Consider the following 12,838-nt stretch of genomic DNA (forward strand, 5'->3'; position numbering starts at 1 on the left):
AGATGTGTATAAGAGACAGGCCCAGACGCGCGCGCCCGACATCGCGGTCACGGAAGACGACGTCGAAGGCCTCGTCGGCCAGCTGCGCGTCGACACGCGCGCGGCCTTGTCGCGCGTGGAGATCGCCCAACTCGAATCGCAGCCGCAAGCCGGCTTGTGGATGGTGGAGATTCCTCTCGCCGCCGCCGGCGGCTACGACGTGCTCCAGTTGCGCATCGAGGAAGGCAAGCCGGCACCCGGTGAACCGGAGGGGCCGTGGACAGTCGGCTTCGCCATCGATCCGCCTTCTCTGGGCGCGGTCCAGGGTGAAATCCAGCTACGCGTACCGCGCGTTTCCGTACGCCTTTGGGCGCAGCACGCGGCCACCGTCACGCGCCTGGAGACGGAGTTCGTCTCCTTGCGCCGCCTGCTCGAGAAGAGTGGGCTGGTGCTCGACCACTTCGCCTGCATGCACGGTTTGCCCGTGCCCACCACCGCCTACAGCGCCGTGCTCCTGGAAGCGCGCGCATGAACCCGTCGCTTCCCTCGCCAAGGCGGAGCGTCACGCTCCGCCTCGCTTCGCCCACCAGCAGCGGCAATACGCAGCGGATCGATGCCGAGGGCGTGAAGGCCATGCTCGAGCGCGCGCAGGCGCTCGGGCTGGCTCCCCAGCTGGATCCGCAGATCGCCACCCTGCTCGCGGCGGTGCGTCTGCGCGACGACGTGCCGCCCGAGCTGTATGCGGCACTCGCCGCCGTCGTCGGCACGCTGCTCGCCGCCGTCGACGACTGACCCTACTTCTTGCGCGGCCGCCTGGCCGTGGACGACGCCCGCTTCACAGGTGCCGACTTGCGGGCAGGCGCGGCCTTCTTCACCGAGGTGCTGCGCAGCACCTTCTTCGCCGCCGCGCGCTTCGTCGCGGCGCGCCGTTCGGGCGATTTTTCGGCCGGCGACGCATCGACCTTCGCCTTGCCGGCGCGCCGGGTATTCAGTTCCGCCGCCGTGTTCAACGGGCGCCACGAGCGGCCCCCCATGGCCAGCAAGGTATCCGCGGATGCAGGGCCCGCGCTTCCGGACGCATAGTTCGGGAAGTCGGCGGGCGTGCGCTGCGACCAGTCGTCGAGGATCGGCTGCACCGCGCGCCAGCAGGCCTCGACCATGTCCGCGCGCTGGAACAGCGTGGCATCGCCGGTCATGCAGTCGTACAGCAGGGTTTCGTAACCCACGTTCGGTTCGGCGCGGAACCAGTCCGCGTACTTGAAGTCCATGCGCACCGGCGCGAGCTCGACGCGCGGCCCCGGCCGCTTCACGTCGAACTGCAACGAGATGCCCTCGTCCGGCTGGATCTGCAATACCAGCCAGTCCGGCCCGAACGCGTCCATGCCCGTGCCGCGGAAAGGCGCGAACGGCGCCGACTTGAAACGAATGGCGATCTCGGTGGTGCGCCGGCCCATGTGCTTGCCCGTGCGCAGGTAGAACGGCACGCCCGACCAGCGCCACGTGTCGATGGAAAGCTTCATGGCGACGAAGGTCTCCGTCACCGAATCGGGCGCCACGTCCGGTTCATCGCGGTACGAGGCGGCGAGTTGCCCGTTCACGGCGCCAGGACCGTATTGGCCGCGCACCGCGTCCTCCGGTTGCACCGGACGGATGGCATCGATGGTTTCCGCCTTGCGCGTGCGCACCGCCTCCGCATCGAACGAGCTGGGCGGCTCCATGGCCACCATGGCGAGAAGCTGGAACAGGTGGTTGGGCACCATGTCGCGCAGCGCGCCGGTCTGCTCGTAGAACGAGCCGCGGCGTTCCACACCCACGGTTTCCGCGACGGTGATCTGCACGTGGTCGATGCGGTCCCGGTTCCAGATCGGTTCGAACAGGCCGTTCGCGAAACGGAAGGCCATGATGTTCTGCACCGTCTCCTTCCCGAGGAAGTGGTCGATGCGGTAGATCTGGTCTTCGCGCAGTACCTTCAGGATGCGCTCGTTGAGTGCACGCGCCGAGGCGAGGTCGTGACCGAAGGGTTTCTCGATGATCACCCGGCGCCAGAAGTCGCCATGGGGACCGCCATCGTCGACGAGTCCCGCGTCACGCAGCTTCTCGATCACGTCGCCGAAGAAACGCTCCGGCGTGGCGAGGTAGAACAGCACGTTGCCCTTCGTGCTCCGCTTGCGCTCCACCTCGCGCAGGCGCACCGCCAGGCTCTGGAAGGCCGAGAGGTCGTCGAAGTCGCCGGCGTGGTAGCTCAACTGCCCGCTCAGCCAGTTCCAGGCGTCCTCGTCGAGCTTGCTTCCGGAGTTGCCGACGAAGCGCTCGAGGGCCGTGCGCAGGTTTTTCTTCCACGCGTTGTCGGTCATCTTGCCGTGGTTGAAACCGATGACCGAGAAGTTGTCGGAAAGCAGGCCCGTGCGCCGCATGTTGTACAGCGAAGGAACGACGAGCCGGCTGGTGAGGTCGCCGGCGGCGCCGAAGATCACGACCGTACATGGATCGGCAGGATGGGCCCGCGAGGTCGCGCGCTTCGGTTGGGCTGGGCTCATGCAGGGGCTCCTTGGGTATCGAGTGTTTCGGGTGTGGCGTGTACGTCTGCCGTGGCGCTGTAGCCCCTGGCGAGACTGAACGCGGCGTTGATCAAGGCGACGTGCGAGAAGGCCTGGGGAAAATTGCCGAGCAGCCGCTTCGAGCGGGGATCGTACTCCTCGGAAAGCAGTCCGAGATCGTTCGTGAGCCCGATGAGGCGCGAGAACAGTTCGCGGGCTTCGCCGAGCCGCCGGAGCAGCACATAGTTCTCGACCAGCCAGAAACTGCAGGGAAGGAACTGGCCTTCGCCCGGGGGCAGGCCATCCACGCCCGTGCTCGTGTGGTAACGCAGGACGAAGCCTTCCACGAGCAGGTCTTCCTCCACGGCCTTCACCGTGGCGACCACGCGCGGATCATCGGGCGGCAGGAAATCGGTGAGCGTCACCAGCAACAGGCTGGCGTCCAGTTCTTTGGAGCCATAGGACTGGGTGAGGCAGCCCCGCTCCGGGTCCACGCCCTTGGCGAGGATGTCGGCTTTTATCTCGTCCGCGATAGCGCGCCAGCGTTGGGTGAAGTCCACGTCGCGCCCGCTGCGTTCCTGCTCCGAGGCGCGTTGGAAGGCCAGCCAGGCCATCACCTTCGAATGCACGAAGTGGCGGGGTTCGCCGCGGATCTCCCAGATCCCGTTGTCGGGATGGCGCCAGATGCTGGCCAGGTGCTCCAGGAACACCGACTGCACGCTGTCGGCGGTGGGTTGCCACACCACGCCATGGCGAACCGCATGCGCGAACGCGCCGACGAGTTCCCCGTAGATGTCCAGCTGGAACTGCGTGGATGCCGCATTGCCGATGCGAACCGGCCGCGACCCCTCGTATCCGGCCAGCTCCGGCACTTCGAATTCTTCGAGGCGGCGTTCGCCCGCCACGCCATAGAGCACCTGCAACTGCTCGGGCGACCCGGCCACCGCCCGGCGCACCCAGTCGCGCCATGCGCTCGCTTCGTCGTGGTACCCGGCGTTGACCAGGGCCGAGAGCACGAACGTGGCGTCGCGCGCCCAGCAGAAACGGTAATCCCAGTTACGCTCGCCGCCGAGCTGTTCCGGCAGCGACGTGGTGGGCGCGGCGATGATGCCGCCTGTGGGCAGGTAGCTCAGCCCTTTCAGCACAACCAGCGAGCGGCGGACGATCTCCGACCATTCGCCGGCACCGTTGCAGCGATTGGACCAGCCCTCCCAGAAGGCCAGCGCATCGCGCAGGGCGGCGTGTGGATCGAGTGCCTCCGGCGCCGGCAGGTGCGACGGACCCCATGCCAGTTCGAATGGAATGGCATCGCCCGCACCGACCTTGAAGCGCGCCACGCTGTGCATGCCCTCCCCTTCCACGGCCACCGGGCTGCGCACCACGATGAGGTCGGGGCCCGCCACGGCGGTCAGGGTCGTGTCGTCGACGCGCGTGACCCAGGGGACGGCCGTGCCGTAATCGAAGCGGATGGTAAGAACAGCCTCGAAGTCCACGCGCCCCTCCAACCCCTCGACGATGCGCGTGACACCGGACTGCTCGCCGGCGAACGGCATGAAGTCGATGACGCGGGCGCGCCCCGTGGCTGTCGTCCATTCGGTTTGCAGGACCAGGCTGCCGTCGATATAGGTACGCTCGCAGGTGGCGTCCGGATCGGCCGGCGCGATGCGCCACCGTCCATTGTCGGCGGTGCCGACGAGGGCCGCGAAGCACGAGGCGGAGTCGAAACGTGGCAGGCACAGCCAATCGATCGAGCCGTCCCTCGCCACCAGCGCCGCGCTACGGCAATTGCCGAGCATCGCGTAATCCTCGATGCGGGAAGCCATGCTGTCCTCTTGGTGGCCGTGATTTCTCTTACCGTAGCTGGCCGATTGTTATCGCTGCGTATCCGGGAAAGATTGTACGGGCGCGCTGGCGCGTTGCTGGTTCAGTGGCCGGCATCGCGCCGCGGCTGCACCGCCTCGAACATGCTTCGCGCAAGTTCCTGCTCCCCGTAGACGACTTCGCTGGCGCCGAGACCGGTCAGGTGCCCGACGCATTCCGGCGTATGCGCCCGGGCGACGATCGGCAGGTCCGGCCGCAACGCCCGCGCGGCACGCACGACCTGCCCGCCTTCGAACGGATCGGACACCGCGACGATGAGCGCCCGGGCGCCGGCGAGGTTCGCCTCGGCAAGCACCGGCGCCGCGGCGGCATTGCCGATAACCACTTCCACCTCGCCCCGTGCGCGCGCTTCGCGCAGGTCGCGCACGGCATCTTCGTCCGACTCGATCAGGAGCGTGCGCGCACCGCTCGCCTGCAATTCCGCCAGCACGCGGCGACCGACACGGCCGTGCCCCACCAGCACGGTATGTCCAGCCATGTCGGGATGATCGTCGGGTGCGTCCGCGTCGTGCCGCGCGACCCAGCGATCGAGCGCCACGAACAGGAGCGGATTGACGAGGATGGACACGATGGCCGCGGCGAGCAGGATGTCGCGGCCTTCGGCGCTCAGCAGGCCGAGCGAGACGCCCAGGCCGGCGAGGATAAAGGAGAACTCGCCGATCTGCGCCAGGCTGGTGGCGATGGTCAGCGCCGTCTTCGGCGGCCGCCCGAAGGCGCGCACGATGAGGAAGGCGGCCAGCGACTTGCCCACGATGATGATGAGACACGCAGCCAGCACCACCCACGGGTGCACCAGGAGTACCTGCGGGTTGAAGAGCATGCCGATCGAGACGAAGAACAGCACCGCGAACGCGTCGCGCAACGGCAGCGTTTCTTCCGCCGCGCGTTGCGACAGCTTCGACTCGCCCATCATCATGCCGGCGAAGAAAGCACCGAGTTCGAACGACACGTCGAACAGCCGTGCCGCGCCGAACGCCACGCCGAGCGCGATGGCCAACACCGCCAGGCGGAACAGTTCGCGCGAACCACTGGCCGACACCGTCTGCAGAATCCAGGGGATCGCCCGCTTCCCGACAATGAGCATCAACGCGACGAAGACCACGACCTTGCCGATCGTCAACGCCACGGTTTCGACCAGCGCCCCTACGCTCGGTGCGGGACCGTCGTGCCCCGCACCGAGGAAGCCGCCGATGGCAGGCAGCAACACCAGCGCCAGCACCATGGCGAGGTCTTCCACGATCAGCCAGCCGACGGCGATGCGGCCGCGATCGCTGTCGAGCAGACGCCTTTCTTCCATCGCGCGAAGCAGCACCACGGTGCTCGCCACGGAAAGCGCCAGACCGAAGACGAAGCCTTGCGCCAGTGGCCAGCCAAGGGCCCAGCCCAACAACATGCCGAGACCCGTCGCCACGCCCATCTGCACGGCCGCACCCGGGATGGAGATCGCCTTGACCGCCAGCAGGTCCTTCAACGAGAAGTGCAGGCCCACGCCGAACATGAGCAGGATGACGCCGAGGTCGGCCAGTTCCTGCGCGATATGCGCATCGGCGACGTATCCCGGCGTGAAGGGACCGGCAACGACACCGGCGACGAGGTAACCCGCCAGCACGGGAAGACGCAGGCGCAGCGCGAGGGCGCCGAAGAGAAAGGCGAGGACGAGGCCACCGACGACGGTGGCGATGAGCGGCGTGGCGTCGTGCACGGGTTCTCCTGTTCGGATGCCGCGGACCAGCGGAGGCATCCGGCTAGGCTATCACCCGGCCGCCGTCAGTACCGCGAGGAAATCCCTGCCATAGCGTTTGAGTTTATTCTCACCAACGCCGCTGATGGAGGCGAGTTCGTCCTCGTTGGACGGCAGCGCACGCAGCATCGCGAGCAAGGTGGCGTCGTGGAAAATGACGTAAGCGGGCACGCCATGCTGTTTCGCGAGTTCGGCCCGCACTCTGCGCAATTCGTTCCAGAGCGGCTGTTCGATTTCCTCGATGCCGAGGGACGCTCCGGCTGTCGCGGGCGACGATCGCGTGGCACGACGGCCCTTGGCCAGGCGGGCGTCCTCGCGCAGCCACACCTTGCGTTCGCCCTTCAGCACCGGGCCGCTCTGGCCGGAAAGGCGCAGCGTGCCGTAGCCTTCCGGATCCGCTTCGATAAGGCCGGCCGCCAGCAACTGGCGGAACACCGAACGCCACTGCGTGGCGTCCATGTCCGCACCGATGCCGAAGACGGTGAGCTTGTCGTGGCCCAGGTCGCGCACGCGTTCGGACGCTTCGCCACGAAGGATGTCGATGAGGTGACCGGCGCCATAGCGCTGCCCGCTGCGGTAGACGCACGACATGGCCTTCTGGGCGGCGACGGTGGCGTCCCAGGTTTTCGGCGGCTGAAGGCAGTTGTCGCAGTTGCCGCACGGCGCCGGATAGGTTTCGGCGAACGCCTCGAGCAGCAGCTGCCTGCGGCAGCGGGTGGCTTCCGCATAGCCCAGGAGCGAGTCGAGCTTCAGGCGCTCGATGCGCTTGCGGTCGTCCCCTGCCTCCGACTGCGAGATCATCTGGCTCATGGTGACGACGTCGCCCAGGCCGTAGACCATCCACGCCTCGGCGGGCAGGCCGTCGCGCCCGGCGCGCCCGGTTTCCTGGTAGTAGCCCTCCATGCTGCGCGGAAGGTCGAGGTGCGCCACGAAGCGGACGTCGGGCTTGTCGATGCCCATGCCGAAGGCGACGGTGGCGACCATGACCACGCCGTCTTCGCGCAGGAAGCGCTGCTGGTGCCGCGTGCGCGTGTCCGCATCCAACCCCGCATGGTATGGCAGGGCCTCCACCCCGGCTTCCGAAAGCCACGCCGCCGTTTCGTCCACCTTGCGCCGGCTGAGGCAGTACACGATGCCGGCTTCGCCGCGATGGGCGTCGAGGAAGTCGAGAAGCTGGCGGCGCGCGTTCTGCCGGGGGGCCACGCGGTAACGGATGTTCGGGCGGTCGAAACTCGAAACGAAGCGGCGCGCGTCGTGCAGGTTGAGCCGCTCGACGATTTCTTCCCGCGTGCGCTCGTCCGCCGTAGCCGTGAGCGCGATGCGTGGCACTTCGGGGAAGCGCTCGTGCAGGATCGCGAGTTCACGGTATTCCGGGCGGAAGTCGTGGCCCCATTGGGAAACGCAGTGCGCCTCGTCGATGGCGAACAACGCGATGGGGATGCGATCGAGCAGACCGAGGAAGCGTCCGGTCAGCAGGCGCTCCGGAGCCACGTAGAGCATGTCCAGTTCGCCCGCGAGGAGCTGGTCTTCCACCTCGCGCTGGGTCATGGCGTCGAGGCTGGAGTTCAGGTAGCGCGCACGCACACCGGCTTCGCCGAGGGCATCCACCTGGTCTTGCATGAGCGCAATCAGTGGCGACACCACGATGCCCGTGCCCGGACGCATGAGGGCCGGGATCTGGAAGCAGAGCGATTTGCCGCCGCCGGTGGGCATGAGGACGAGCGCGTCCTCGCCGCCAGCCACCGCTTCGACGATGTCCTGCTGCTGGCCGCGAAAGCCGGGATAACCGAAAACGGAGTGAAGGAGGTCGAGCGCCTGGGACTGCATCCGCCCATGCTAACAAACCGCGGTGAAGGTCCCTCTCTGGACGACGGTCGCACGAACGTTCACTTACGCCGATTTGCGACGCGCGTCGTTTTCTTCCGGCGCGCAATAACCGCTAATGAGGCTGGGCCGGAACCCCGGACCCGTCGCGTTTTCATCCTCAAAGGGGGGATGTACATGCTCAGAGCGCTCGTTTCCGCCAGCGTCCTCGCCGGCAGCCTTCTCGCCGGCCCCGCATCGGCTTTCACCGGCGGCCGTATCGTCTTCACCGGCGCCATCGTCGAGGCCTCCTGTCCTTTGCGGCAAGACCGCCTCGACTGCCCGGCCGGCCGGCCGGCCGATGCGATAGTCCGTCACGCCGACGCCACTCGGATCCTGGGCGTCGCCGCGCACGCCCGCCTGCTCGATTACGCAGTACACCGCGACCCGTCCCGTGCCTGGGAACTGGTCGAGGTCACCTATCGCTGACGCTCAGGCAGGCAGGCCCCAGATCGCCCGGTCGAGGTCGTGATCGAGGCCGAAGGCGCTCATGGGCACGCGGCCATCCTTCACCGTGACACCCTCGGCCTTCAACCTTCGGCATTGTTCGCGGAAGCCGCGCGTGCCGGCGGGGATACCGATGCGTCCGTCGGCGCGCAGCACGCGGTGCCATGGCAGGTCGGCACGGTCCGGGGCCTCGCCCAGCACCTTGCCGATCAGGCGGGCGCGCCCGGGATATCCGGCGCGCGCCGCGATCGCGCCGTAACTGGCCACGCGGCCCTTCGGAATGGCGGCGACCGCCTCGATGATGCGTCGTGCCCGCAACCGGCTGGCTTCGTCGCCGGCGATTTCATCGCGCATGCCCATTTCCTGCATGTTCCCGAACGTCGTTAAGGACACTCTGACCAATGATCGCCAACGCCACCGAGCCTGTCTGTTCGCAGGTCACAGGGCCGTCGGCGAGGGCAGACTGGCCGTCTGTTGAGCCGGCGGACCGAAGACCTGCGGACAGACAGGCTCGGCCCTCACGAATGAAAACAAATAGATAGGGTGACGTCAGGAAGGGCCGCCAAGGCGCCCGCGCCGCTTGGAAAGGGGGCCACCCTTCCCGGCGCGACGCAGCCACCTTGGCGGCCCTTCCTGATGTCATGGCGTTGGCGATCATTGATCAGAGTGTCCTTAAGGTACCATCCGTAACTCCTCACGACGGATCCCTAGACCGGCCATGCGACACTTCGAAGCGATCCGCTCCCATGTCGGCGGCATTCACAAGCTCCGCCAGAACGAGCCTTACGTCATCAGCTTCGACCTGGAACTGCCCGACGGCCGGCACCAGGGCATCTACCTCGCGGAACTCGAGGACGGCGAGGGGCAGCGCTTCCTTCGCCTGTCCACGCCCATCGGCCCGCTGGCGGGCGTGGATGCCCGGCGTTGCCTCCGCTTCAACTGGGAGCAGCGCACCGGTTACCTCGCCGAAGCGGACCTCGACGGTTCGCCCTACCTGCACCTTTGCGAGAACCGGCCTTACGACTACCTCGACGAACGCGAGCTCGCCCGGCTCATCGAGGAACTGGGCGCCACCGGCGACCAGCTGGAGCAGATGGTGAACGGCGAAGCCGACGCGCTGTAGGAACGACTCAGAAGAACAGGTTGCCCAGCTTCACCAGGCCGTAGCCGATACCCGCGGTGATCGGCAGGGTGAGGATCCACGCCCACACCATGCGCTCGACCACCGACCAGCGGATGGCGTTGAAGCGCTTGGCCGCGCCCACGCCCATGATCGACGCGGACACGTTGTGCGTGGTGGACACCGGCACGCCGAGCATCGACGCGGTGAGGATGACGGCGGCCGAACTGCCTTCGGCGGCGAACCCGTTGATCGGATGCAGCTTCACCATCTTGTGGCCGAGCGTCTTGATGATGCGCCAGCCGCCGCCCGCGGTACCGCCGGCCATGGTGAGCGCGCATACCACCTTCACCCACACCGGAATGGGGAAGCCGCCGGCTGCCGCCGGATCGTGCGGGATGCGGAGGAACTCGAGGAACACCGGCAGGTGGTCGAAGTGCCCTGCGGCGGTGGCGCCGGCCAGCGCCAGGGCGATGATGCCCATGCTCTTCTGGGCGTCGTTCATGCCGTGCGACAGGCCCATGGCACTGGCCGAGACGATCTGCGCCTTGCCGAAGAAGCTGTTCACGAACGGCGTGCGCCCCAGGCGGCGCAAGCGGCCGCTGCGACTGGAGAAGAACCCGAGCAGGGCGTAGAGGCCGCCCATGATGAGGAAACCGATGACGAAGCCGAGGAACGGCGACACGATCATCGGCACGATCACCTTCGGGATCACGCCCTTGCCCAGCCACCAATGCGCGCCGTCCTGCCACCAGATGATCGAGTGGAAGTTGTCGTGCGCCGCGGCGAGGGCCGCGCCGCAGAGGCCGCCGACGAGGGCGTGGCTGGAACTGGACGGCAGGCCCAGCCACCAGGTGATCAGGTTCCAGATGGTGGCGCCGAGCAGCGCGCTGATGAGGAGTTGGGAGCCGACCTCGACGACGCCGGTGTCGATGAGTCCCGACGCGATGGTCGCGGCCACCGCCGTGCCCCAGAGGGCGCCGGCGAGGTTGGTGACGGCGGCCAGGAGCACCGCCTGACCCGGCGTGAGCACCTTGGTCGCGACCACGGTCGCGATGGAATTCGCCGTGTCGTGGAAGCCGTTGATGTAGGTAAAAGCGAGGGCGATCAGGACGACCGCGATGACCATGCTCATGGAGGGCGGGCCGTCAGGAGTTCTTGAGCACGATGGAGTACACGACGTTGCCGACATCGCGGCACTTGTCGACGGCCTTCTCGACCAGCTCGAAGAGGTCCTTGGCGAGGATGGCCCGCAGGGGATCGGAAGCCTCCGCATAAAGCGTGCGGTATGGATCGAGCAGCAGGCGGTCGGCCTCGGACTCCAGCGCCTGGAGCTGGTCGCGCAACTTCTTCACCGGGTCGATCTTCAGGCCGTGGCGAAGCTGTCCGATCATGGCGACCACCACGTCCGCGGAGCGCTCCAGCAGCGCCGCACGCTGGCTGAAGTCGATGCCCTGGAGGCGCTCGGCCACGATCACGTAGCGCTCGGCGAACTTCTCGATGGTCTTCGGAATCTTGTACAGCGCCGAGTTCAGCGCCTCGATGTCCTCGCGGTCCAGGGCGGTGACGAAGGTGTTCACCAGTTCCTCGCCGATCTGTCCGTGCAGGGCCTTTTCGCGGGCGCGGGCGGTGCTGAAGGCCGCCATGACCGGCGTGCGGTCGGTCTGGGTCACGAGTTCGTGCATGGCACGGGCGCTTTCGCGGGCCGCTTCGGCGCTGGCCTCGAGCAGACCGTAGAACTTGTCGCCCTTACCGAACATCGTCTGGAGTGAAAACATGGCGTCGCCTGGGAACCTGGGGGGATTTGTGACGGCAATGTTACCGGACTGGCCCTCGCCTTGCGCCCGGAGCGTCGGGCCGAGAGGCCGGAGCGTCCCCTCGGGGGCCACTCGCACGCAATCCTGCCCCGGGCCATCTGCTATATAAGCCCCCGATGCTCACCGAAATCCTGCTGGTCCTCGTCCTTTCCCTCGGCAATGGGTTCTTCGCCCTGTCCGAGATGTCCGTGGTCGCCTCGCGCAAGAGCCGCCTGAAGCAGATGGCCCGCGACAGCCGCCGTGCCAGGGTGGCCCTGCAACTGGCCGAAGCGCCGGAGCGGTTCCTCTCCACGGTGCAGGTGGGCATGACCTTGATCATCCTGGTCACCGGTGCACTGGCGGGCGACCGGCTGGGCGAGCATTTCACGGCCCTCATCCATGGCGGCGGTGCCGCCTGGCTCGAGCCTTATGCCCGGATCCTCGGCTGGCTGCTGGGCTTCCTCCTCATGTCCCTGGTCCAGATCGTCATCGGCGAACTGGTGCCCAAGCGCGCCGCCCTTTCCGCCCCCGAACGCATCGCCTGCCAGATCGCGGTGCCGATGCTGGTGATCTCGCGCATCACATGGCCGATGGTGTGGATGCTCAACCACCTGTCGACGGGCATCCTCCGGGTGCTGCGCCTGCACCGCGTGGGCGCCAACGCCGCGACCGAGGAAGAGATTCGCCTGCTCGTGGCGGAAAGCGCCGAGCAAGGCATCCTCGACAGCGACGAGCGCAACATGGTGAACCGCGTACTGCGCCTGGGCGACCGCAGCGTCGGCTCGGTGATGACCCCGCGCATGAAGATCGCCTGGCTCGACGTGGCCGCGCCTCACGAAGACAACCTCGCCGTGCTCCGCGAGACCCAGTTTTCCCGCTATCCCGTATACCGCCACGACGAGAGCGAGGTGATCGGCACCGTCGAGGTGAAATCGCTCGTCGTCTCCCTCGAACGCGGGCACGTCGACCTCTTCGAGCACCTGTCGCGCCCGCTCTTCGTTCCGGCGACCGCACGGGCGCTGGATCTCCTGGAGGCGTTCCGCGACGCGGACACGCAACTGGCGCTGGCCGTGGACGAATACGGCGACATCGAAGGGCTGGTCACGTTGAACGACCTGCTCACGGCGGTCGTCGGCGCGACGGCCCCGGCCACGGACGACATCGATCAGGACGGCCCGATCATCCGGCGCGACGACGGCAGCTGGCTGGTGGACGGCGCCCTTTCGGCCGACGACCTTCGCGAACTGCTGCAGCTCGACCGCCTGCCCAACGAGGAGGAGCACGATTTCCGCACGGTGGCGGGCATGATCACTACGCAGTTCGGCCACATTCCGCGCGCGGGCGAATCGTTCACGTGGCAAGGACATCGTTTCGAAGTCGTGGACATGGACGGCGCCCGCATCGACAAGGTGCTGGTGAGCACGGTGCAGACCGATGACGTCGCCGTCGAGGAATGACCGTGGCGGTTCAATGC

Annotated in this window: 11 protein-coding genes and 1 pseudogene; 5 read left to right on the forward strand and 7 right to left on the reverse strand. The window is 67.3% G+C overall.

The window, feature by feature from the left end; genetic code table 11:
* Together fliK and ACPYOD_RS13020 are read left to right on the forward strand one after the other, a co-directional pair.
* Positions 1-511, forward strand: a 511-nt coding sequence (gene fliK, locus ACPYOD_RS13015; protein ID WP_481302155.1) for a flagellar hook-length control protein FliK, incomplete at its 5' end; no start/stop codon positions are given.
* The gene (locus ACPYOD_RS13020) at positions 508-771 is read left to right on the forward strand and encodes a flagellar biosynthesis protein (protein ID WP_481302156.1); all 264 of its coding nucleotides are present in this window, start codon (positions 508-510) and stop codon (positions 769-771) included. The genes fliK and ACPYOD_RS13020, both read left to right, overlap by 4 nt.
* 5 nt (positions 772-776) lie before the next feature.
* Here ACPYOD_RS13020 and zwf read toward each other — a convergent pair.
* The 4 genes and pseudogenes from zwf to recQ all read right to left on the reverse strand — a co-directional run.
* Positions 777-2,516: pseudogene (zwf, locus tag ACPYOD_RS13025) on the reverse strand (glucose-6-phosphate dehydrogenase); the annotation flags it as partial.
* A complete protein-coding gene (locus ACPYOD_RS13030) occupies positions 2,513-4,339 on the reverse strand; it encodes a glycoside hydrolase family 15 protein (RefSeq protein WP_481302157.1) in 1,827 nt (608 codons plus the stop codon). The gene ACPYOD_RS13030 and the pseudogene zwf, both read right to left, overlap by 4 nt.
* A 101-nt stretch (positions 4,340-4,440) precedes the next feature.
* A complete protein-coding gene (locus tag ACPYOD_RS13035; protein WP_481302158.1) occupies positions 4,441-6,099 on the reverse strand; it encodes a cation:proton antiporter domain-containing protein in 1,659 nt (552 codons plus the stop codon).
* Between the two features lie 51 nt (positions 6,100-6,150).
* Entirely contained in the window at positions 6,151-7,965 is a 1,815-nt protein-coding gene (gene recQ / locus ACPYOD_RS13040) for a DNA helicase RecQ (RefSeq protein ID WP_481302159.1), read from the reverse strand.
* 174 nt (positions 7,966-8,139) lie between these two features.
* Here recQ and ACPYOD_RS13045 point away from each other — a divergent pair, with 174 nt between their 5' ends.
* Positions 8,140-8,430 (forward strand): hypothetical protein, encoded by a 291-nt coding sequence (locus ACPYOD_RS13045; protein ID WP_481302160.1) that lies wholly within the window; start codon positions 8,140-8,142, stop codon positions 8,428-8,430.
* A 3-nt stretch (positions 8,431-8,433) separates the two neighbouring features.
* Here the strand turns inward: ACPYOD_RS13045 and ACPYOD_RS13050 are convergent, their stop codons facing one another.
* Positions 8,434-8,802, reverse strand: a complete 369-nt coding sequence (locus ACPYOD_RS13050) for an MGMT family protein (protein ID WP_481302161.1) — start codon at positions 8,800-8,802, stop codon at positions 8,434-8,436.
* A gap of 364 nt (positions 8,803-9,166) precedes the next feature.
* Between ACPYOD_RS13050 and ACPYOD_RS13055 the strand changes: the two genes are divergently transcribed.
* Positions 9,167-9,571 carry a hypothetical protein gene (locus ACPYOD_RS13055; protein WP_481302162.1) on the forward strand — a complete coding sequence of 135 codons (405 nt, stop codon included), beginning with the start codon at positions 9,167-9,169 and terminating at the stop codon, positions 9,569-9,571.
* 7 nt (positions 9,572-9,578) lie between these two features.
* Here ACPYOD_RS13055 and ACPYOD_RS13060 read toward each other — a convergent pair whose 3' ends face one another.
* Together ACPYOD_RS13060 and ACPYOD_RS13065 are read right to left on the reverse strand one after the other, a co-directional pair.
* Positions 9,579-10,703, reverse strand: coding sequence for an inorganic phosphate transporter (locus ACPYOD_RS13060; RefSeq protein WP_481302163.1), 1,125 nt, complete (start codon positions 10,701-10,703; stop codon positions 9,579-9,581).
* 13 nt (positions 10,704-10,716) lie between these two features.
* Positions 10,717-11,346 carry a DUF47 domain-containing protein gene (locus ACPYOD_RS13065; RefSeq protein ID WP_481302164.1) on the reverse strand — a complete coding sequence of 210 codons (630 nt, stop codon included), beginning with the start codon at positions 11,344-11,346 and terminating at the stop codon, positions 10,717-10,719.
* A 155-nt stretch (positions 11,347-11,501) separates the two neighbouring features.
* Between ACPYOD_RS13065 and ACPYOD_RS13070 the strand changes: the two genes are divergently transcribed.
* Positions 11,502-12,821: a hemolysin family protein gene (locus ACPYOD_RS13070; protein ID WP_481302165.1), complete on the forward strand. Its 1,320-nt coding sequence runs from the start codon at positions 11,502-11,504 to the stop codon at positions 12,819-12,821.
* The last annotated feature ends 17 nt before the right edge of the window (positions 12,822-12,838 follow it).

The organism is Luteibacter sp. HAY1-4A (genome assembly GCF_056755355.1).

What these genes read in the sequence shown, in the direction of transcription:
- ACPYOD_RS13020 (WP_481302156.1), top strand. Translation starts at nt 508, where the DNA reads ATGAACCCGTCGCTTCCCTCGCCAAGGCGGAGCGTCACGCTCCGCCTC.
- ACPYOD_RS13030 (WP_481302157.1), bottom strand. Translation starts at nt 4,339, where the DNA reads ATGGCTTCCCGCATCGAGGATTACGCGATGCTCGGCAATTGCCGTAGC.
- recQ (WP_481302159.1), bottom strand. Translation starts at nt 7,965, where the DNA reads ATGCAGTCCCAGGCGCTCGACCTCCTTCACTCCGTTTTCGGTTATCCC.
- ACPYOD_RS13045 (WP_481302160.1), top strand. Translation starts at nt 8,140, where the DNA reads ATGCTCAGAGCGCTCGTTTCCGCCAGCGTCCTCGCCGGCAGCCTTCTC.
- ACPYOD_RS13050 (WP_481302161.1), bottom strand. Translation starts at nt 8,802, where the DNA reads ATGCGCGATGAAATCGCCGGCGACGAAGCCAGCCGGTTGCGGGCACGA.
- ACPYOD_RS13055 (WP_481302162.1), top strand. Translation starts at nt 9,167, where the DNA reads ATGCGACACTTCGAAGCGATCCGCTCCCATGTCGGCGGCATTCACAAG.
- ACPYOD_RS13060 (WP_481302163.1), bottom strand. Translation starts at nt 10,703, where the DNA reads ATGAGCATGGTCATCGCGGTCGTCCTGATCGCCCTCGCTTTTACCTAC.
- ACPYOD_RS13065 (WP_481302164.1), bottom strand. Translation starts at nt 11,346, where the DNA reads ATGTTTTCACTCCAGACGATGTTCGGTAAGGGCGACAAGTTCTACGGT.
- ACPYOD_RS13070 (WP_481302165.1), top strand. Translation starts at nt 11,502, where the DNA reads ATGCTCACCGAAATCCTGCTGGTCCTCGTCCTTTCCCTCGGCAATGGG.